Below are 20,766 nucleotides of genomic sequence, written 5' to 3'. Positions count from 1 at the left end.
GAAATAATATGTCGATGTTATCGAATTAAGCCCTACAAGTGTCGTACCTTGTAGGGCTTTTTTTGTGTTTTAGATGTTAGTTTCGTGGAATAGGTAGATAAAGCATTGCTTTTAAGCCACCTAGTGTACTGTGAGTTAAGACTAAATCACCACGATAACTATGTGCGAGCTCGTTAACAATATTGAGCCCAAGTCCAGTACCTGGTGTATTCTCATCTAATCGAACTCCACGTTTTAGCACTTGCTGGCACTTTTCAGTGGCGATACCGGGGCCATCATCTTCAATTACTAGCACAATATGCCCATCAACAATGGGTTCTTGATAAACGCGAATGAGACTATTGGCCCATTTATAGCTATTTTCAATCAAGTTACCGATCATTTCGTCTAAATCGCTTTTTTCAACCGCAATTACCACATCGCTATCAAGTTCATTCACCAGCACCACGCCACGATGGGCATAGACTTTATCCATCGCCAATGAGATTGCATCAATGCGGTGTGACAGTGCCGTTTTAGTCGCAAGAATATTCATCGCACCAGCCATGCGTGCACGACCTAAATGATAGTCAATATGTTGCTGCAATTGTTGCAATGCAGGAGCGAGTTTAGCTTGCGTTGTTGGATCTAATAACGACACTTCATTATTAAGGATCGCAATTGGAGTTTTTAGCGCATGGGATAAATTCCCCGAGTGGTTTCTTGCCCGTAATAACAACTCTTGATAATGAAAAAGCAGTGCGTTTAGATCATCAATAACGGGCTGGATCTCAACCGGATAAAGGCCTGTAAGCTCGGTTGAATGACCTTCACGTACTTCAATTAGGTTTTTACGCAGTTTACGTAATGGCCATAACGACCAACTCACTTGCAATGTTGTTAATGCTAAAATGCCAATTGCCATAATGGTCAGAATCACCCACAAACCATGGGTTAATTGCTGTAGTGTTTTTAATAGTTTGTCTTGATTAACCGCCACTGATAATTCGATAGGGTAATCACTGTCAGGCAAACTAAACTTACGCTTTACAACAATAAGTGATTGATCATTAGGGCCTTCAAAGCCTTTCTTATCATTGCCTCTGATGGTGGTATCCCATAATGAGCGTGATCGTAAAACTTGTTTATTGAGTTTTAATGACCAATATAAACCACTGTATGGAAAATTAAAGCGTGGGTTTGATAGGCGGCCATCAACAAATAATTGACCGTGTTTATCAATATCTACCTGTGCGGTAATTTGATCCATATAGAGGTATAGCTGTGATTTTTCTTGTTCAATTAAGTAGGTTTTAATAAAAGAGGGAACAAGGTAACCGGCGGATAATGTAATCGCCAATAACCAAACTGCTGCAGCAATCAGCAGTCGGTTACGAATACTTGGTTGGCGATTTTTTATTGGATTAGTTAGCATTGATACGATATCCAAGACCACGTACTGTCTTGATCACATCATTACCAATTTTGCGGCGAATACGGCCAATAAACACTTCAATAGTATTAGAATCGCGATCGAAATCTTGCTTATAAATATGTTCAACTAACTCAGTTCGAGAGATAACTTTGTCGGTATTGTGCATTAAATATGACAATACTTTAAACTCAAGAGCTGTTAAATCAATCACTTGATCTTGCCAAGTTACTTTTGAAGTACGCGTGTCTAAACTCAACTCTCCAGCTTGAATGACTGGTGATACATTACCTGTAGCGCGGCGTAACTGGGCACGGACACGCGCAATTAATTCAACCATTTGAAACGGTTTAGTGAGGTAATCATCGGCACCAGCATTTAAACCATCAACACGTTGAGTAAGCTCATTACGTGCGCTGAGGATCACTACCGGGCAATTAACGTTCTCTTCACGAATGCCTTTTAAAACCGTGATACCATCAAGTTTAGGTAGGCCTAAATCAAGCACAATTGCATCCCATGGTTCAGATGTCGCACGATAAAGTGCATCAATACCATCGGCAGAGTGCTCTGCAACCCAACCATTTTGCTCTAAACCGGTGACAATTTGCTCACCTAATGTTACATCATCTTCAACGACTAAAATTTTCATTTTGGAACCTTAAGGACACTTTCAAGGTGGCGTCCTTTTATTTCTATCATTTTAAGAGTACGGGCTTCATACTCGACTTTTATAATATTATTGTTAGCATCAATAAGCTTTAATTCGTAAATCCATTCATTATCATCTTTATCTAATTCGACACGAATAATACGGGCTAATAGCTGCTGGTGGACTCGATGTTGTAGTGCTGAAAAAGGTTGAATCAGTCCTTGGGCGACAGCATCCATAACATTATCATGATGTTCATCAACATCCGTCGTCGGCGCGGCAACCACCTGATAACTAAAGAAGCTGATAAATCCAATAAGATATAAATATTTGTAATGTTTTTTCATATTTATAACTGTAACTAAGTAGCCATGAATGGAAAATGAATAGCCCTATTATAGATAGATTATTTATTTTGTAAGCCTTTAAATTTTTTCAGCTTTTTAAAGTTACTGTCGCTGAAAGCATAAAAGTGTCTTTTTAAGATGCCTAGACTAAGTTTAGTCGTTTTATTATACATTAAGTTAGCAATACTAAAGTTGATTAAGCCACAATACATGCCCGCGTCCAAATTCCGTCATTCCCTACAAACACAGGATGAATAGTTTATGGATAATCCTTATTAAAAATTATGGTTGTCCCATGTTTCTTGCATGTGTGTTCACTAAGCGATTCTGTCGTACCTTAACTGCGCTAATGAACTATCCGCTAACTTTTAACATGAGAATAGAATTAGGATATCTTATGTTTTCACGAGTTTATTAACTAATTGATTATAATGAGGTCGTTAGGGCAAGTTATGCCTTCAGCGACAGTTACAATATAACGCTCGCATTAGCGTTTTATAATAACTAATGCGATAATCACCGCATAAGTTAAACCTTCATAGTATAGCGATAATAGGTTGATTAGCATGGCTTCAACAGCAGCAGCACTCCATATTTTAGTAAAACATAAAGAACAAGCAGACGATATTCTTGCGCAGCTTAAAAAAGGTGCTAAATTTCAGACGCTTGCTAAAAAGTATTCAACTTGCCCATCAGGTAAAAGAGGTGGTGATTTAGGTGAATTTAAAAAAGGCGCAATGGTGCCAGCGTTTGATAAAGCAGTATTTAGCGGTAAAGTGCTAGAGCCAATCGGTCCAGTTAAGACTAAATTCGGTTACCATATTATCAAAGTGTTATACCGCACTTAATCGATAAGATTGTGATAATGTTTAATAAGGCGCTGATGATTCGGCGCTTTTTTGTAGCGGTAATGAGGCGAGGGTGATTAGACCAAATTAACACATTTAGTCAACCTGTCTTATAGTGATGCTTGTATTCGTATTATCTATCACATTTTACTGAGCGTAATTAAACATATATGAGTGAATTATTTAACGAAAAAATAATCTTATGGTCGCTGTAAATTTAACATTGAAATTGAAAAGGGTAATGTAGCTACCTCCAATATAAATTGCATATAGAAGGTAGCGTATAATTAAACTTAATGTGGTAGTACAGAGAGTGCTTTGTTTAGCTGTCTCTTTGAAATTTTGGCTGTTTCTATTTTATATTCATCATATTCACCCATATCAAAAGATACAAGGTCAACATTGAGACCAAGGATCTCAAGTTTTTTAATTTCTATAAATCGTTCATATTCTCTTTGTGCATGTTCTTTTGCTTGCTGTTTATATGAGTCGGCATACCCATCAAAAACCTCGTATCCATTTACTATGAGAAGCTCATCTAGTTTTTTATGTAACTTACCCATCGTCATAAATTGATTGCTGAGTGCTGTTGTTTCAGCAAAGAGTAAGAATTGTTCAGAAATTAAATACATCCTATACATTTCAATTTCACTGAGATAATTCTTTCCTATTAGTGCTTCTTGCGCTGAAGGAATTGCACCCTTAAATGTTTGAAGACCCATATTGTTGTCGTTGTAATTGGCTCTATCTAAAATCAATTGGGATGCTGACATTCGTGTTATTGCGTGATGAAACTTATCTTGAAGCAAAGCATAAAATAATCTGACCTCTTTTGACGATGGCGAATAATCGCTTGCTGCAATTTTAAAACACTCACGAACGGATGCATAAACACTCTTTTCATTTGCTCGTAGTTCTCGAATTTTAGCTGCTAATTCATTTAACTTTTGAGGATCAGATTTAAGAATATCCTCATTAAGTACAAAGCCATCACGCAAATATTTGGTGATTATATTTGTTGACCATTGCCTAAATTGAGTTGCTTTGCGTGCATTGATGCGATAACCAACAGAGATAATTGCATCAACACTTACGAACCAGTCTTTATCATTTTGACTATTAATGCTTAGTTGTTGGGCATGAATAGCAACGTCTAATTCTTGAGATTTGAAAATATCACGTAATAGAGGTGCTAATTCTGTCACTGTAGTTGAGAAAATTTCTGCGACAGTTTCTTGATTCGCCCATGGCTTACCATCAATTAAAACTAATTCAGCGTCATAACCTTCATCTGTATAGATGATTAACTCATTATTATTCATTTTATCTCTTTTTGATAAATTGTTGATTACATTGCTCATAGATATGGCTATCGATGCTATAAGGTTATTCATCGTCTATATGATCAAGATTAGCAGCAAGTTCAACTAAGTCTTTGTAGTAGGATATATCTACAATAGATGGGGTCAGTTTATTAAATGCAGGCTTAACCCAAAAGTTACCCTTTGAATAGTCGGTCATTGAGCCTTGGTCATTACGGGAGCGACTATACGTTGTATACTCATTATTTACAGTAACATCACGTTCAGATTTAACTTGTTGCAAACAGTCATGAATACCATTAATAAAGCTAAATAAACTACATTGATAAATACCATCTGCCCATGTGTTTGTTGATCCATATGAGGTGCCACTCATGAAGACTGAAATAATAGATTGAGGCTGTAAGTTAAGTGTTAAATTCTTATCTTCCCACAAATATCCCCATGATAGATGCTGTACTATTTTACGAGTATTACCATTAATCTTTACGTCAGCGTCAAATCTATTTTTGCAAACTAAATCATACATTTCTGAATCTTTTTCTCGTAAGCACAACAGGAATGTAAGGTAGACAATATTTAAGCATGGAACATGACTCATGTTATCTATCGTGGCGATCAATCTATCTGTAACTTGTATGACTTGTCTTGCTGATAGGTTAAATGCATCGTAAACCACAGTCAGATTTTTTAATGTTATGCGTTTATCATCATGAATCTGATCAAGTGAATCTGGGAAAGTAATTATTTCTTTTTGTTTCAGATAGTCATCAGATAACTTATATATGTCACAATGAACGTTAATCAGCTTTTCATACGACGGAGCTTTGAATGTATAGCGACTATTAAAAAAACGACCTAGATACTGTTTGGCGTTGAATCCTTCGCCATAGATAGCTTTAACTGCGTGTTGTAATTGCTCTGTGTCAGTAGCAACAACAAATACGACACCAGGAATATTAAATATATGCTTAATCGCTTCTAGCATCTCAACAGCATAGCTTGGACGACAGCGGTCTAATTCATCAATGAAGATAAAAGCGGGATATGATTTTGTATTATTTTTACCTATGACAGCTTCTACCCATTGCTCAACATTGAGTTTCAAACTCTCAATAGCTGTTGCTTTTGAATCATGTTCATTGATTAAGTGCTCAACCATTTTTTGAGCTGCAAGTCCCATATCAATAGACTTTCCATCACTATCAATATTTTCACCAATTGCTTTATCATCAGCCATCTCCATTATTTTTAACGGATCAACACCAAGATACTTTGTTGCAATTCCTCTCGCTAAAGTCGGTGCTGCTGCTTTTAATAGCCCAACAAACTTACGCGATACTTTGAAGATTGCTTTATCAGCATCTTTACCAGCTTGGGTTCTTAACTGCTTTATCATTGATGATATAACCGTCATCAGCGGGTCATCAGAATAATCTTGTTTCCAAGCATCGATATAAACAACAGGATAGTGGTCCTTTAAATCATGCGCCCAACGTTTCAGAAAGTATGATTTACCAGCTCCCCATTCAGCATTGAGATTCAGAACATAATTACGCTTATTTTGATCATTATCACGAGCATTGTCATAACCTTGTTTAGCTAAGAATGTTGTCAAAAAATTAGCGTATTTCTCGCGGTCGAGTTGATCTGCTGGGAATGTTTCATATTTTGAGTCGATGTTCAGTTCTGGCTCTGACCAGTTAAAGGAGATAGTCATTTATACAGTCGTTAGTGAATGCAATATATTTCTATTTTACCATGTGCATAAAAATGAGTGTTGTGCTTTGTTGTATCAATATATGATATCTATCACTAATAGAATGATTAATAAAGGAATGCGATCATCATTACCTTATAAAGTTTGAAAAATTGACATAGTTCTAAAGTGTTATACCGCACCTAATCGATAAGATTGTGATAATGTTTAACAAGGCGCTTTTTTGTGGCGGTAATGAGGCGAGGGTGATTAGACCAAATTAACGCATTTAGTCAACCTGTCTTATAGTGATGTTTGGGTAGGGTTATTACAATGAACAAAGATCGACTTATTCGTGGAGGCGTATTTTACACTCTCGCGGCAATTGTTTTTTTCAGTGCCTTAGAAGCGGCAAAATTTATTTTTTTATTAGGCTCAAGTAAAACCTTGTATTCGATTTCTATTTTTATGTTTTCGCTTGGATATAGCACCTTATTATTGTTTGTATCGTATTCTTTAGGACAAAAACTGCTGTATGAAGGTAGCCGTAGCAACAAGTTATTTACTATTAAAAGACAATCAATGATGACATTGTGCATGCTGAGCTTATTTTCTGGTTTAAGTGTGATTAACATGATTGTGTTATCAGAGTTTGCTTCAGGTGCGTTGATTTCATCAACCTTGACCGATCTTAGTACGCTGTCTTTGCAGTACGGAGTGACAACGTTTATCGGCACATTGATAGTTTTATTTGTGGTGATGTGGGTAAATAACCTTATTGTCGACAAAGTAAAAACCGCGTAAAGCTCGCTTGATACGAGTCAAATTGGTTGTGGCAGCGTGTCGCAACCAATATTAATATTCCATTAAGCGATATAAGAGTATGCTTAGCCTTAATAATAGAAATTTATGTTTAAGGAAAGGTATGCGTTATTCATTAATGATGGTTGGTGTGGTTGCACTTTTATCGGGTTGTAGTACAGCAGCTTTAACTTCGACGTCTTCTACAACACCAACACCAACACCAAAAACAACATCTATTCAGACCACCAAGCCACTAACGCTCACTGAACAATTTATTAAGCATGGTTATGATGATGGTTGTAAAGATGCTCTGAATAATCAATGGCAGCCGTCAAAAATGATCCTTGATGACATGAGAGGGGTTGAGAAAATGCGGTATGTTGAAGGTTGGAAGCAAGGTTACAAGCGTTGTGTTGTTGGCTTAGGGCCAGTAAAAATCAACGATACAATGCCAATTTCACATCAACAAAAGTAACCTAAGTGGTAATGATTGTGTCGTTCAGTTATCGCTTTGCTTAAACGTTATGGTTGAGAATATTTTGTATTATTGATGAGTTTGGGTCCGTTGCTTTACAGGTTTTGGAATATAACGGCCTAATTCATCAATTTTACGGTTTTTAGAGAAGAACATTTCAAGTTCAAGCATAATGCCAAGATTCGCGTGATAATTGTAATCACGTGGAAATTCAAGCTGTGGTCGAGCAGCAAGATATAGCCAGTTTTTATATACTCGACGTTTCCATTCTGCAGAAACCCAATAGTTAGTCACTTCTTTTATTTCATCGGTATCTGCACTTATCCCCATTGAATATTCAAATAAATCTTTATCGGTAGTACGTTGATAAATATTGAATTGTTGTACCAGTTCCCATTTATCATCTTGTTGTAAATATTGTGCACTGGTTGTGGTTCTAAATATGTTTTTTTGATTAGGCGTCAGAGCATAAAAGCCACTCATTTGAGTAAGTGTGCCAAGCCCTTTTGAATGATAATAGAAGACTTCTTGGTCAAATTGGGTAGTCCAATTTTGACTAATGCTATCAACGCGAGAAAGGCGCGCTTTGGTAAAAGGATCAAGCGGGAGTTTTATTTTAACACCAATATCAAAATCCGATGTCCAGTTGCCAAACCGTGCATCTTGTAACCTAAATCCGCCAATAGTATTGCCTGTTTGAGTTTTACTACCAGATGCAATCCCGCGTTGCTTACTTTCAAGGCTGTCATAATCACTCGGCTCTGAATCGATGATCACTTTCCAATCACGTTTAACATGTGGTAAATCGAGTTTAAAGTAGACCTTGAAGTCATTTTCTAGTTTTCCTCGGTGGGAATAGACTGCTCGATGGCGAATACGAAGATAGCTGCGGTTAGTCAGGATCGCTTTATCTTCTTCTTTGGTAAGGCTGTGATCAATATATTTTCCAATGTCATGTACTGAGTCACAAATAGATTGTTGAGAACTATCTATCCATTGCTGCATCGTTTGTGGGTTATTATCAGCGTTATCATTGTTAGCTGGTAGGCTATGCGATGGCTCACTAGTTACAGTGTCACTTTTGGGCGTTATCGTTGCTGCATCAATAGTCGCCGTATAGCAAAAGCATAATGGCAAAGAAAGGTAATAGATAATAATGTTATTAAAAGTATTCAATGCAGTCTTATATCCTTACTTTTATCGCTTAAATTTAATTTTTATATCATGTATGACAACTATACTGATTAAGAAATTAATAATTAATAGCTACAGTGTAGATGAATATAGTTATATTTATTGTGTTAATTGATAAGAATAACATTTTATATTTGTAGTTTATTTTTGAGAGGTTAATACAATAAATAAGACAGAACAATCGCTTTTTGAACATCATTGTTGACTATCATTATTGTGGTTTTACTGGAGGGTGATATGGATAATTCAGAATTTAAAAATATCAAACAAGAAATGTCGGGAAAAGTGAATGCTATCTTTGATGATTTTGAAGAGTCTAATAACCGCTTACCGACGATGGAAGAATTTCGCGTTATTATTGCTGATACCGCAGATAATTATTTAGGTCCGATGGAGCAAAATATTATTGATGGTATTAATACTAATTTAGAGCGTCAGCGAATACGTGAAAAATCGTTATGGGAGGCGGTAACTGAACTTGAGGCTGAGATTCGTATTCGCCATGATAGTGATTGTTAATGTGTATCATGATAGCTTTATAGAAGCGATATGTTAGTAATAAATGTCATTGTTATAAAACTGGAAACTCTGTTTTCAACACTTTTTATTAACAATAAGTAAGCGAGAGGCTATAAAGAGCATATTATTGCTAAATAAATGGATTCTTATTGAGAGGTTTATGGATGACTGGAACAGTAAATATACTTGAAATTCGTTGTGGTAGTGGGCATGCAATAGGTGTATTGGAGTTAGATAATACATCATCACTCAATGCGTTAACCTTGACGATGCTAAAAACGATTCAGCAGCAGTTATTACATTGGCAACATGATGAAAATATAGTGAGTGTCATTATTCAAGCCGCTGGTGAAAAGGCATTTTGTTGTGGTGCTGATATTCGCGCGCTTTATTATGCATTAGAAAATGACCCTGCTGTAACGGCGGTTAATCAGAGTATTGCTGCGACAACGGATGATTATATTCAGCGTACTAATAATGAACAAAGTTATTTAGCTAAGCCATTTTTAATTGATTATTTTACACTTGAATATAGCTGTGATTATTTAATTCATCATTATCCTAAGCCTATTATTGCTTGGGGAAATGGCTTAATTATGGGAGGCGGACTAGGATTATTTATTGGGGCAAGTCATCGTATTGTGACACCTTCAGCTTCCCTTGCGATGCCAGAAATGAAGATTGGTCTTTATCCTGATGTTGGTGCGACATGGTTTTTAAATCAGTTGCCTGCTGGGATTGGTTTATTTCTTGGTCTAACAGGAGCCGATGTTAATGCCAGTGATGCGTTAGATCTTGCTATGGCAGATCATCTCATTGTGGATAAAGATCGTGAACGTTTAATTAAGCAGCTAAAACATTATCCTTGGCAGAATATTGCACAAGAGCGTGTTGGCACTGTTGTTACTGAAATTTTGACTGCAATAGCAACAGATTCAGAAAAACAACGTCCACCAAGTGAAATGATCCCGTATTTCGCTCAAATTCAAGCGGCCTGTGTTGCGCCAACAGTTGATATTGTTTATGAGCAAATTAAGGCTATTTCAGGTATGGGAACTTGGCTTGAAAATGCAAAGCAAACTTTGAATGAAGGCTGTCCATTATCCGCCCATGTTTGTTTCCATCAAATGCAGCACTATCAACAAGCAAGTTTGGCTGATTGCTTCTTAATGGAGTTATCACTGTCTGTTCGATGCGGTTTGATAGGAGAGTTTCAAGAGGGTGTTAGAGCACGACTTATTGATAAAGATAATCAGCCAAAATGGTTATATAAAACGCTTTCGGACGTAGATACACGTCTGGTGGATTGTTTATTTACACCTTTATGGCACCAGCAACAAAATCCATTAGCTGATTTAGTCTAATTATAACCAGAATTAAACGGTGTTGTGTTTTCTCTGTTTTTGTCGTTAGTAATGTTAATCAGTGTCTTTAGAATATTTTATAAACAGGTTTAGGAGCAAATTAACGTGAACATTGATAATAGTGTTGTTGTCATTACAGGAGCCGGTCAAGGGCTTGGCCAAATGATGGCGGTGACGCTTGCGCAGATGGGAGCACAACTTGCTTTAATTGATGTGAATACGGCGGGATTACGTAAAACACAAGATCAATGCCATATGCTAAACAGCATGGCACATATTTATGAAGCAGATGTCACTAATGAAGCTGAAGTTGAACAAGCTTTTTTGAATATTATTGAAGATTTTGAGCATATTGATGTACTGATTAATAATGCTGGGATCCTTGATGATGGCTTATTGGTGCAAAAGAGCCCAACAGGTATCAGTAAAATGTCTTTAGAACAGTTTCAAACCGTGATGGATGTTAATGTAACCGGTACATTCTTATGTGGTAGAGAAGCAGCTAAATGGATGATTGAGAATGAAACTAAAGGCGTTATTATTAATATTTCAAGTGCTGCTCGCGCCGGAAATATCGGTCAAACAAACTATGCGGCTTCTAAAGCTGCGGTAACCACGATGGCGGTTGGCTGGGCGAGAGAGTTAGGCCAATACGGTATTCGTGTAGCCGCTATTGCGCCGGGCCTTATTGATACGCCAATGGCAATGCAAATTAATGATGACAAACTTGAGCAAATGCTATCGATGGTACCACTAGCGCGTTTGGGCGAGCCAACCGAGATTGCCCATTCGGTGAGATACATTATTGAAAATGATTATTTCACCGGCAGGGTACTTGAAATTGATGGCGGGTTACGGTTGTAATCAAACGTGGTTATACAATGCAACTAATGCTAAAACGCCACCAACAACAAACATGAGCATTGATAGACCAAACGCGAATTTTGCCATATACGGCATTAATTTTTCCATTGGTAAGTCCAAGTAGCAATTAAAGAATAGATTTTACCTCATATTTAGCACCAATGAGCGCTAATGTTGAGGTTTTCTGTTTTTTTTACATAAAAAAAGATCGTCATCAGACGATCTTTTTATGCCGATTCGGCCATATTTGTTTAGTCAATAATGTGACTAAGCAATAATTAGAATGCTTTTGGTGCGTAGCCTGTAACTGCTTTAATGCCCATGCTACGGCCTAATGCTGTCATCGGGTGAACAACGACAAGGTCTTTAACTGATTTTTTCAGCTTACCCATATCTGCTTGTTCAGCTTTAGTTAACACGCGATTGAAAGCAAGAGATTTAACATCTTTACTTTTGCCACTCACTTCTGCTGACTTACGGTGTTTAACGTTCTGCGCTTTTTTGTTTAGGCTAAGAAGCTCATCTTTAAACTGCTTGATGATAACTTTATCATCACGTTGAATAGCAGCAGCAAGTTTACGCTGGCACTTGTCCATACGGTTATTAAGATTTTGAAGCTCTTCGTTTAAATTCATGTCATTACCTTTGTATTTACACTCGCAATACACTAAATCGTAGTGTTTACGATGAATAGGTATTGAGTTGCCGCTAGTATACATTAAATTTTTGCTAACGGGATCGCTATCCAGCAACTATTTTTGTTATAAATTACATTTTTATCGGTATATATGCCACATTTACAGTTTAGTTATATAGCTAATTAGTAATGGTTGTTGTTTTACAACGATAAGCATCAATTACAACAGATGACGGCAGATCGTTCTTCATTTCAATTACTTGAGTTATATGAAAACGGTTACCACCAAGCATATAAGTTTGGTTTGCTATTTGTGTCTGCAGATTATTAGGATTAGTGCTTTTTACGACCTCGGTATTGAGTAAGCGACATGCGTTTGCTTCTGTTTCACTAATACGTAGTGGAAGTACAATTTCAGCTCCTGGCAGAATCGCATGATTGTTATTTACCTCAGTGGTATTGGTGCAGTTATATATTTCGGCAACTACGCTACTTGGACGAGAGCGACGCGTATCGAGTACGTTAACAATAGCGTAATGATTACCACCTTTAATAAAGGTGGTATTTTTCAGCTCGCGATCAACATTATTAGGGTGAGCATCTTTGATAGTGTGGGTTGCAATGATTTGGCAATGTTCTTGTTTTGCTAGAGCAGGTGATAGCATAGTGATCTTATCAGCTTCAGGTAACACGTGGATCTTTCGAGTAACACAACCTGTGGTTAATAGACTTGTGATGATCAAAAGAGTAACCGTTTTCATTATTTATAACCTGCTTTATTGAAATGGCCGTGGAATATAACGTAAAGGTATTGTTATCGCAATGAAACAAGTTAAAAATAGCGTATTGCGCATGGCTCAATTAAAGCAGCTGAAAAGACTATATTATTGAAAATATAACTAATATATTTTGATTTCTGCGTGCTGATTAGGTACAAGTAAATAATCTTTTATAAAAAAGTAACTAATTTGATGCCAATGTAATTAGTATTTGGTTGAACGTTGTTACCGTTTTAACCCAAGGATGTAGCAGTTGTCGGTGTTATTTAGCGACTATTAAGCAATATTTGTCATAGTAGGCGGGATATCAATAACGGCTTTGCTTACCGTCTATTACAACACATGGAAGTGATTATTAATGGTAAATCTAGATCAAACAACACAAACAGAATCAGAACTACGGGTACGCTATAACGATATTACTCGTGGCGTGTATTTTATTGGAACAACACCACCTAAGACGAGTACTCCTTTAGAGGAAGTAGAGGGCATTGCAGATCGTCTAGTGAATCGTATTAAAGATCTTGCGATTGATGGTTTGATTGTTTACGACATTCAAGATGAAGTCTCGCGAACTCAAAAACCACGCCCATTCCCATTTAAATCAACGCATGATCCACGCTATTACTCATCATTACTAAATAAGAAAACAGGCCGACCTGTTATTACTTATAAAAGTGTTGTTCAATCAGAAACCGATGCATTTGATGAGTGGTTAAATGAAGCTTGGCATGAGTATCAAGTTCGTGACATTGTGCTGGTGGGCAGCCCATCGGCTAAAAATGAGGTATCGTTACCCTTATCTGCCGCTTATCAAACCTTAGCTGAAAATAACAATAACTTTTTTACTGGCGGTATAATGATTGCTGAACGCCATGCTAAAAAAGGTAATGAACATGCCCGTTTAATAGAAAAATATCAGCAAGGTTGTAATTTCTTTATTTCTCAAGCGATTTACGACACTCAAGCAACCATTGATATTCTGACGCGTTATGCGATTGAGTGTAAGCAAGATGGAATAAAACCACAACGTATTCTATTGACGTTTTCGCCATGTGGCAGTGCCAAAACATTAGAGTTTATTGAGTGGCTTGGAGTGAGTGTGCCAGAAGCAACCAGTTTGCGTATTCTTAATGCTTCTAACCCGTTACATGAATCAATTAAAATGTGTTGTAACAGTCTTAATCAGATTTTAGATGCAGTGGTTGAATATGATCTTCCGTTAGGATTAAACATTGAAAGTTTAACTAACCGCAAAGAGGAAATAGACGGCTCAATTTTACTGTATAAGTTGTTACGTGCTTCGATGGACAGCCATTTAGCTAAGCATGAATTTCGTACTTTACAGCGCAATAAACTGATCTCTGTATAATTGATTGATGTGCTGAAATTAATTAGCCGCTGCAAGTGGTATTTGTCGCGGCTGATTTTATTTATCGAAGTATTTTATACGATTACATTAAGCCTAAAATAGACCACCAAATAATGCCAGTGGCCATAAAGATAATTGCGCCACCACCAGAGATAATCAAACCGATTGTCATCCATTGTTTATCATTATGGTATTGGTAACCCATTAACAGTGGATTACGCGCATGGCTATAGGTGGTGAGGTTACAACCTATATTGGTTATACCGGCAACGGCTAAAATGGAAATAAGCGGATTAACCCCTAATGCGATTAATGAACCAATGATTACTGGCCCTAGTGCAACAACCTTAGCGGTACCAGATGCAAAAAAGTAGGCAGTGATCAGATAGAAGATCATCATAACGATTAAAATAACGGTTGGACTTGTATCGCCCATATATTGGCTGATTAAATTCGATACGCCATGACCGACCCATGTAGTGAAACCGAGTGTCTTTAGTTGACTCGCCATGCCCATCAATACGGCAAACCAAATCAGTGTATCCCAAGCCCCTTTTTCTGATTTAACATCATCCCAGGTTAACACTCCTAATATTAATAGGGCAGATAAGCCAATAAATGCCGCGGTGGTTGCATGTAAATGGAGCGATTGGCCACCAACCCACATTACAATTAATCCAATAAAGACCGCGATGAGTTTCCATTCAGCAACACTGACAGGACCTAAATGCAATAAAGCTTGTTTTGCATAAGCTGGTGCTTGGGGGGTATGCTTGGTCTCTGGATTGATAAACTTAAATAGAATAAAAGGGATGGTTAATAGTAAAACGGCAGCAGGCATCAGTAAATACAGCGCCCAGTAACTAAAGGTTATATTTATATCTGCAACCGAAGCGGCAATACCGACTAAAGCAAGGTTGCCAGCAAAACCCGTTTGAAAACCTACAGCTGAAGCATCGTTCATTGCGCTTACCGAAGAAATAAGGTATTGACCCAACTTATGATCATCTTTATTAATGACTTTCGCTAGTGAATCGGCAATAGGGGAGATAATTGCAGAACGAGCAGTATTACTGGGTGTTGCTGGTGCGATGAGAAAATCAGCAATGCCTAAACAGTAAGCAATGCGTAATGATGACTGACCAAACCAACTTAATAAAATGAGAGCTATGCGTTTTCCTAATCCTGTTTTAGCAAAGGCTCGTGCAATCATAAAAGCGATCACTATTAGCCAAATTAGGACGTTATTAAAATTACTGGTCGCTGCCATGATAGCGGCTTTAGCAGATGTTTCACCTCCAGCATGAAGTAACGCATAGGCAGAGACACCGATAACGGCAACTGCACCTGTGGGCAATATATTAGTTACAATCGCAACAATCGTTGCAATAAAAATAATCGCAGTATGAAATGCAGCGATATTTAATTCTATAGGAATGGTTATATAGCGCCAACAAAGTGTACTTAGCAATATAATAAAGACTGCTGGAATAACTTTGATAGCAAACAGTGGCTCTTTGGCTGATGAAACCGTTTTATTGGGTGATATAGCGCTCATTGGGTTCTTATTATGATTTTATATTCCTTTATGGTATATAAAATTCAAGTAATTCTCACGGTAAAAATAACTGATATGGTTATTAATCATTGAATGTATATTCCATATCAAAAATAGCGTGTTAAATAATAAAAAAACGCCACTTAAAAACTTTCAAACAGAAAGAGACAGATTAAGTGGCGTTGAAAGCACAAACAAAATTAGGTAGTCATGCCATTTTGTTTGGATGTTATTGTTTGCTGGTAGTTAGCGTTATTATTATCGTCTTTATATCTTGCTAGTAAATGTACGTGTAATTACATCTTGTTGCTGTTCACGAGTCAGTGAGTTAAAACGTACCGCATAACCAGAAACACGAATGGTTAGCTGTGGGTATTTCTCTGGGTGTTCAACAGCATCTAATAATGTGTCACGATTTAAAACATTCACATTTAGGTGTTGACCACCCTCAATGCCGTCGGTTGTACCTGCTGCTTCGTGGTGGAAGTAACCATCCATTAATGCCGCAAGGTTTTGCTTTTGTGTATTTTCATCTTTACCTAATGCATTTGGAACAATAGAGAAAGTATAAGAAATACCGTCTTTCGCATAAGCAAAGGGTAGTTTTGATACAGATGTTAGTGATGCAACGGCACCGTTTTCATCACGACCATGCATTGGGTTAGCACCAGGACCAAATGGCATACCAGCACGACGACCATCAGGTGTATTACCTGTTTTCTTACCGTACACAACGTTAGATGTGATGGTTAAGATTGACTGGGTTGGAATCGCTTCACGGTACATGTGCATTGTTTGAATCTTCTTCATGAAGCGTTCAACAAGATCACAAGCAATGTCATCTACACGTGCATCATTATTACCAAATTTAGGGTAATCACCCTCGATGTTGAAGTCGATAGCAACGCCATTTTCATCACGAATCGGTGTTACTTTAGCAAACTTGATGGCAGCTAATGAGTCGGCAACAACAGAAAGACCAGCAATACCACATGCCATAGTACGGCGTACATCGCGATCCATTAATGCCATAAGTGATGCTTCATAGCTGTAACGGTCATGTGAGTAGTGGATAATGTTTAGTGCTGTCACATATTGAGTCGCTAACCAATCAAGCATGGCATCATAACGAGGCATTAGAGTATCAAAATCAAGTACTTCATCAGTGATTTTTGCAACCTGAGGGCCTACTTGTACTTGTGACTTCTCATCAATACCGCCATTGATGGTATATAGCAGTGCTTTAGCAAGGTTGGCACGCGCACCAAAGAATTGCATGTGCTTACCAACAATTTGTGGGCTCACACAGCATGCGATAGCGTAATCATCGTTGTCAAAATCAGGGCGCATTAAGTCATCGTTTTCGTACTGAACAGATGACGTTTCAATCGATACTTTAGCTGCATATTGTTTAAAGGCAATAGGCAGTTGCTCAGACCAAAGAATAGTCATATTTGGCTCAGGAGCAGGACCCATTGTATGCAAAGTATGCAAGTAGCGGAATGTGGTCTTAGTAACTAAAGTACGGCCATCAACACCCATACCTGCCATTGCTTCTGTTGCCCAAATAGGGTCACCAGAGAACAGTGAATCGTATTCAGGTGTACGTAAGAAGCGCACCATACGTAGTTTCATGATGAAATGATCGATCATTTCTTGCGCTTGTTGCTCGGTGATGAAACCGTTAGCAATATCACGCTCAACAAAGACATCAATAAATGTTGAAGTACGACCAAGTGACATTGCAGCGCCATTTTGTGATTTAACGGCAGCAAGGTAACCAAAGTAAGTAAACTGAATCGCTTGTTGTGCTGTTTTAGCAGGCAAAGACATGTCAATGCCGTATGCAAGGCCCATTGTGCGAATATCTTCTAGTGCTTGAACTTGATCAGCAAGTTCTTCACGTAGACGCATGGTTTTTTCTAAATCTTGGCCTTGTTCAAGGAAAGATTGGGTCGAGTTATATTGCTCTAATTTATCGGCTTTAAGGAAATCAATACCGTATAGTGCTAAGCGACGGTAATCACCAATAATACGGCCACGACCATACGCATCAGGTAGACCTGTGATAATACCAGAACGACGACAAGCTAAAATTTCTTTAGTGTATAAATCAAAACATGCTTTGTTATGTGTTTTACGGTAATCAGTAAAGATTTTTTCAACCATTGGGTCTAATTCACGACCGTAAACTTCACATGAATTTTTCACCATGCGAATACCGCCATTGGCGATAATTGCACGTTTTAGTGGCTTATCAGTTTGTAGACCAACAATTGTTTCAAGATCTTGGTTAATATAGCCAGCACCATGAGAGGTAACTGTTGAAGGTAAGTCAGTATCAAAATCAACTGGTGCGTGAGTGCTGCTTTCTTGCTTGATGCCTTCCATAACATCATTCCATAATGATGTTGTCGCATCTGTTACATCGGCTAAGAAAGACTCATCACCCTCATAAGGGGTGTAGTTAGTTTGAATGAAATCGCGCGTATTAACGCTAGTTTGCCATTCACCTTTACTAAAGCCGCGCCATGCTTCAAGCATGTCAGTTGTTGGGATTGTCATAATACTTACCTCTAACTAAAAATTTGAATGCAGTGATCAACAGTTACGGCTGATCGCTATATGATTGAGTACGGTTCATTCAACCTTACAAGTGTTGAATCGAGGTGCTGATTATTACTTTCTATATTAATAAGTAGGCTTTTTTTATTGCTGCAAAATCAAACCTAACTTAGGCGTAATATGCTGCCTGTTTGCCTTAAGTTCATAGTATGACTAATATCTGCATGAGTAAAATGAATGCTTTTCATTTTTTAAATGCGCCCTGTGCATTTGTTAATGGTGTCGGATGTTTGTTGGTGAAATGTTGTAAAATAAGAAGGGGTTATAATAATAACTGGATGTAGTGATGAGTTTTTATGACAACAAGGAAGGAGAGCACATGAATTGGAACCAAAGCAGTAATCGTAACAAGTGTCGATGGTATTATCGGTTAATGTATTTGCCTGTGATCGCCGCTGCTAGTGGACTCGCTGGGTGTAATCTTGTTTATTGGGACGAAGACTTTGATAGTTATCACGACTTATCAAAAACGAATCCTTACCCTTATCATAAAGTGGATATTTACGATCCAAATACCGATCTTTATCGAAATGAAATCCAAGTATTAAACAGTGGTGTGGTAGCACTACAATTACGCATTGATATGATTCGTCGAGCGCAGCAAAGTATTGATGTTGAATATTTTATATTTTCGCCTGATTTAAGTGGCAAGATTATCGTTCGTGAGTTGGTGGCAGCAGCTAAACGCGGTGTTAATGTTCGAATATTAATTGATAAGTCAGCGACGGTATTTGAATTTGATGAGTTTTATGCACAGGCGTTGCAGCAATATAATATTGAGGTGCGTTATTACAATGCGGCACCAATTTATTATATTTCAACGATTAATTTTCGAAATCATCGCAAATTGTTGGTGGTTGATGATCGAGAAGCGATTACTGGTGGGCGCAATATAGAAAACGATTATTTTGATTTATCTACGCATTATAATTTTCTTGATCGGGATTTATATGTTGAAGGCTCTATTGTTGCAGCAATGGCCGATTCGTTTGATGCTTACTATGAACACAGTATAAGTGAACGTTTCCAATCGCCCCAAAAACCGACTTTTAGGGTTGAATTACAAAAATATGAACGACGATTAGCACAAGTTGCTGATTTTTTAGCGCCTAGTGAGGTTGAGCAAGCAGCTCGAATTAAAATAGAAGCGATTGCACGGCCACTATTATTACATAAAAAACGCTATTTATGCCCAGAAACCACCTTTACAACCGATGCTCCCGGTGGCTCATTTTGGACGCGTTTTAAAGATCCATACAGTGATAATTACCGATTTTTACGTAAGACGATTTTTGACAAAGTGATGTCAGTTGATCAAGAACTTATTTTGGCATCGCCTTACTTACTTAATAACCGTAAGTCTGAGCATCTCATGCAAACCATGTTAGATAAGCAGGTTAAACTCATTCTTTATACCAATTCATTGTCATCGACAGACGCCTCTTATGTCGCAGCGCAATTGTATCACCATGTTTATGATTGGCAGAAATTAGGTATTACAACCTATGTGCATGCTGGTGAGTGGATCGCTGAGACAGATGTGGTTTATCCTCAAACAAAACAAGCGAGATGGGGCATGCACGCAAAAACTCAGATTTATAAACGCAGCCTTGGCAATGAGGTGATGGTGGGTACGTATAATATTGATAACCGCTCTAATCATTATAATACTGAAATGGGGTTATTTTGTAAGGGTAATGATGAACTGGTTCAAGCCGTGGAAAGTAGTATCCTCTCACGGGCTCAGCAAGGCTATAAAATTGTTGCCGAGAATGAAGCAACCGATCATGAAGGTAATAAAGTTAATGTTTATGGTGCTGGAGATCCTGATCTTACTAAAATGAAATACATGTGGTTGCCGTCATGGATGTTTAATTTTTTATTATAATTGATTGTTCTTTCATACATACTAATAGCCGTTGTTTTTATTCCGATACCACGCATCAAAATTTGAATACTCCTAGCGTTAATAACTATATTTCGTTCTTTTATTATGATGGCGTATAACTCTGATTTTATCCCTTATGGCAGAGTTTAAGCTGTGTATTAAGAATTTAAATTTACCAGTAAAAAACACCCTGAAATTGAATAGTATGTGCATGCTGTTTAATCTTATTTTGGGGGATATTTTTTACTTTTGATGGTTTTATAATGGCAATTATTATCAAGAATTGATGATTTTTAGAACATATTGCTTTAAATGTTGACTCGAGGTGAGGTTTACTCATTAATATTTTAAATTAAGCGTTAATATTCTACTTTTATGGTTTAATCTAGTTTTAAATGCCAGACTAAG

The 20,766-nt window shown here is 37.5% G+C and carries 19 protein-coding genes; 8 read left to right on the top strand and 11 right to left on the bottom strand.

Annotated features, from left to right (window positions below; all coding sequences use genetic code 11):
• Positions 1 to 76 precede the first annotated feature (76 nt).
• Genes G6R09_RS00560 through G6R09_RS00550 form a run of 3 tightly spaced genes read right to left on the bottom strand, consistent with a single transcriptional unit; the run spans position 77 to position 2,410 of the window.
• The gene (locus tag G6R09_RS00560) at positions 77 to 1,414 is read right to left on the bottom strand and encodes an ATP-binding protein (protein ID WP_065167571.1); all 1,338 of its coding nucleotides are present in this window, start codon (positions 1,412 to 1,414) and stop codon (positions 77 to 79) included.
• Positions 1,404 to 2,063 carry a response regulator transcription factor gene (locus G6R09_RS00555; RefSeq protein WP_065167570.1) on the bottom strand — a complete coding sequence of 220 codons (660 nt, stop codon included), beginning with the start codon at positions 2,061 to 2,063 and terminating at the stop codon, positions 1,404 to 1,406. Before G6R09_RS00555 ends, G6R09_RS00560 begins: the two co-directional genes overlap by 11 nt.
• The gene (locus G6R09_RS00550; RefSeq protein ID WP_065167569.1) at positions 2,060 to 2,410 is read right to left on the bottom strand and encodes a PepSY domain-containing protein; all 351 of its coding nucleotides are present in this window, start codon (positions 2,408 to 2,410) and stop codon (positions 2,060 to 2,062) included. The genes G6R09_RS00555 and G6R09_RS00550 overlap by 4 nt, the downstream gene beginning before the upstream one ends.
• 566 nt (positions 2,411 to 2,976) lie before the next feature.
• On the opposite strand from G6R09_RS00550, the gene ppiC reads away from it, so the two are divergent.
• Entirely contained in the window at positions 2,977 to 3,258 is a 282-nt protein-coding gene (ppiC, locus tag G6R09_RS00545) for a peptidylprolyl isomerase PpiC (RefSeq protein ID WP_060997947.1), read from the top strand.
• Between the two features lie 293 nt (positions 3,259 to 3,551).
• Here the strand turns inward: ppiC and rhuM are convergent, their stop codons facing one another.
• On the bottom strand, positions 3,552 to 4,580 hold the full coding sequence (gene rhuM / locus G6R09_RS00540) for a RhuM family protein (RefSeq protein WP_163920002.1): 1,029 nt from the start codon (positions 4,578 to 4,580) through the stop codon (positions 3,552 to 3,554).
• A gap of 64 nt (positions 4,581 to 4,644) precedes the next feature.
• Complete coding sequence (locus tag G6R09_RS00535) at positions 4,645 to 6,300, bottom strand: P-loop NTPase fold protein (RefSeq protein ID WP_163920000.1); 1,656 nt, start codon at positions 6,298 to 6,300, stop codon at positions 4,645 to 4,647.
• Between the two features lie 312 nt (positions 6,301 to 6,612).
• Between G6R09_RS00535 and G6R09_RS00530 the strand changes: the two genes are divergently transcribed.
• Both G6R09_RS00530 and G6R09_RS00525 read left to right on the top strand, forming a co-directional pair.
• Positions 6,613 to 7,083, top strand: coding sequence for a hypothetical protein (locus tag G6R09_RS00530; protein WP_065167567.1), 471 nt, complete (start codon positions 6,613 to 6,615; stop codon positions 7,081 to 7,083).
• Between the two features lie 121 nt (positions 7,084 to 7,204).
• Positions 7,205 to 7,558, top strand: coding sequence for a hypothetical protein (locus G6R09_RS00525; protein ID WP_163919998.1), 354 nt, complete (start codon positions 7,205 to 7,207; stop codon positions 7,556 to 7,558).
• 69 nt (positions 7,559 to 7,627) lie between these two features.
• Here G6R09_RS00525 and G6R09_RS00520 read toward each other — a convergent pair whose 3' ends face one another.
• The gene (locus G6R09_RS00520; RefSeq protein WP_240345674.1) at positions 7,628 to 8,734 is read right to left on the bottom strand and encodes a hypothetical protein; all 1,107 of its coding nucleotides are present in this window, start codon (positions 8,732 to 8,734) and stop codon (positions 7,628 to 7,630) included.
• A gap of 255 nt (positions 8,735 to 8,989) precedes the next feature.
• Here G6R09_RS00520 and G6R09_RS00515 point away from each other — a divergent pair, with 255 nt between their 5' ends.
• From G6R09_RS00515 to G6R09_RS00505, 3 genes are all read left to right on the top strand, one after another.
• Positions 8,990 to 9,271 (top strand): hypothetical protein, encoded by a 282-nt coding sequence (locus G6R09_RS00515; RefSeq protein ID WP_065167565.1) that lies wholly within the window; start codon positions 8,990 to 8,992, stop codon positions 9,269 to 9,271.
• Between the two features lie 164 nt (positions 9,272 to 9,435).
• On the top strand, positions 9,436 to 10,635 hold the full coding sequence (locus G6R09_RS00510; protein WP_163919996.1) for an enoyl-CoA hydratase/isomerase family protein: 1,200 nt from the start codon (positions 9,436 to 9,438) through the stop codon (positions 10,633 to 10,635).
• A 105-nt stretch (positions 10,636 to 10,740) separates the two neighbouring features.
• On the top strand, positions 10,741 to 11,499 hold the full coding sequence (locus G6R09_RS00505) for an SDR family oxidoreductase (protein WP_065167563.1): 759 nt from the start codon (positions 10,741 to 10,743) through the stop codon (positions 11,497 to 11,499).
• Here the strand turns inward: G6R09_RS00505 and G6R09_RS00500 are convergent, their stop codons facing one another.
• The 3 genes from G6R09_RS00500 to G6R09_RS00490 all read right to left on the bottom strand — a co-directional run bounded on the left by G6R09_RS00500 (position 11,500) and on the right by G6R09_RS00490 (position 12,897).
• Positions 11,500 to 11,607, bottom strand: a complete 108-nt coding sequence (locus G6R09_RS00500; protein ID WP_107204498.1) for a 3-ketoacyl-ACP reductase — start codon at positions 11,605 to 11,607, stop codon at positions 11,500 to 11,502.
• A 170-nt stretch (positions 11,608 to 11,777) separates the two neighbouring features.
• Positions 11,778 to 12,134 (bottom strand): YibL family ribosome-associated protein, encoded by a 357-nt coding sequence (locus tag G6R09_RS00495; RefSeq protein ID WP_065167561.1) that lies wholly within the window; start codon positions 12,132 to 12,134, stop codon positions 11,778 to 11,780.
• A gap of 181 nt (positions 12,135 to 12,315) precedes the next feature.
• Entirely contained in the window at positions 12,316 to 12,897 is a 582-nt protein-coding gene (locus G6R09_RS00490; RefSeq protein ID WP_163919994.1) for a DUF1471 domain-containing protein, read from the bottom strand.
• Between the two features lie 376 nt (positions 12,898 to 13,273).
• Here G6R09_RS00490 and G6R09_RS00485 point away from each other — a divergent pair, with 376 nt between their 5' ends.
• Positions 13,274 to 14,287, top strand: coding sequence for a methylenetetrahydrofolate reductase (locus tag G6R09_RS00485; RefSeq protein WP_065167559.1), 1,014 nt, complete (start codon positions 13,274 to 13,276; stop codon positions 14,285 to 14,287).
• Between the two features lie 82 nt (positions 14,288 to 14,369).
• Here the strand turns inward: G6R09_RS00485 and G6R09_RS00480 are convergent, their stop codons facing one another.
• Positions 14,370 to 15,845, bottom strand: coding sequence for a DASS family sodium-coupled anion symporter (locus G6R09_RS00480; RefSeq protein ID WP_065176458.1), 1,476 nt, complete (start codon positions 15,843 to 15,845; stop codon positions 14,370 to 14,372).
• A gap of 267 nt (positions 15,846 to 16,112) precedes the next feature.
• A complete protein-coding gene (gene pflB, locus G6R09_RS00475) occupies positions 16,113 to 18,410 on the bottom strand; it encodes a formate C-acetyltransferase (RefSeq protein WP_163919989.1) in 2,298 nt (765 codons plus the stop codon).
• A gap of 379 nt (positions 18,411 to 18,789) precedes the next feature.
• Between pflB and G6R09_RS00470 the strand changes: the two genes are divergently transcribed.
• Positions 18,790 to 20,358, top strand: coding sequence for a phospholipase D family protein (locus G6R09_RS00470; RefSeq protein ID WP_240345673.1), 1,569 nt, complete (start codon positions 18,790 to 18,792; stop codon positions 20,356 to 20,358).
• The last annotated feature ends 408 nt before the right edge of the window (positions 20,359 to 20,766 follow it).

This window comes from Photobacterium sp. Alg240-V54, assembly GCF_900537155.1.
Lineage (GTDB): Bacteria > Pseudomonadota > Gammaproteobacteria > Enterobacterales > Vibrionaceae > Photobacterium.
The sequence above is the reverse complement of the archived record's forward strand: the minus strand, read 5'-3'. Positions and strand labels throughout refer to the sequence as shown.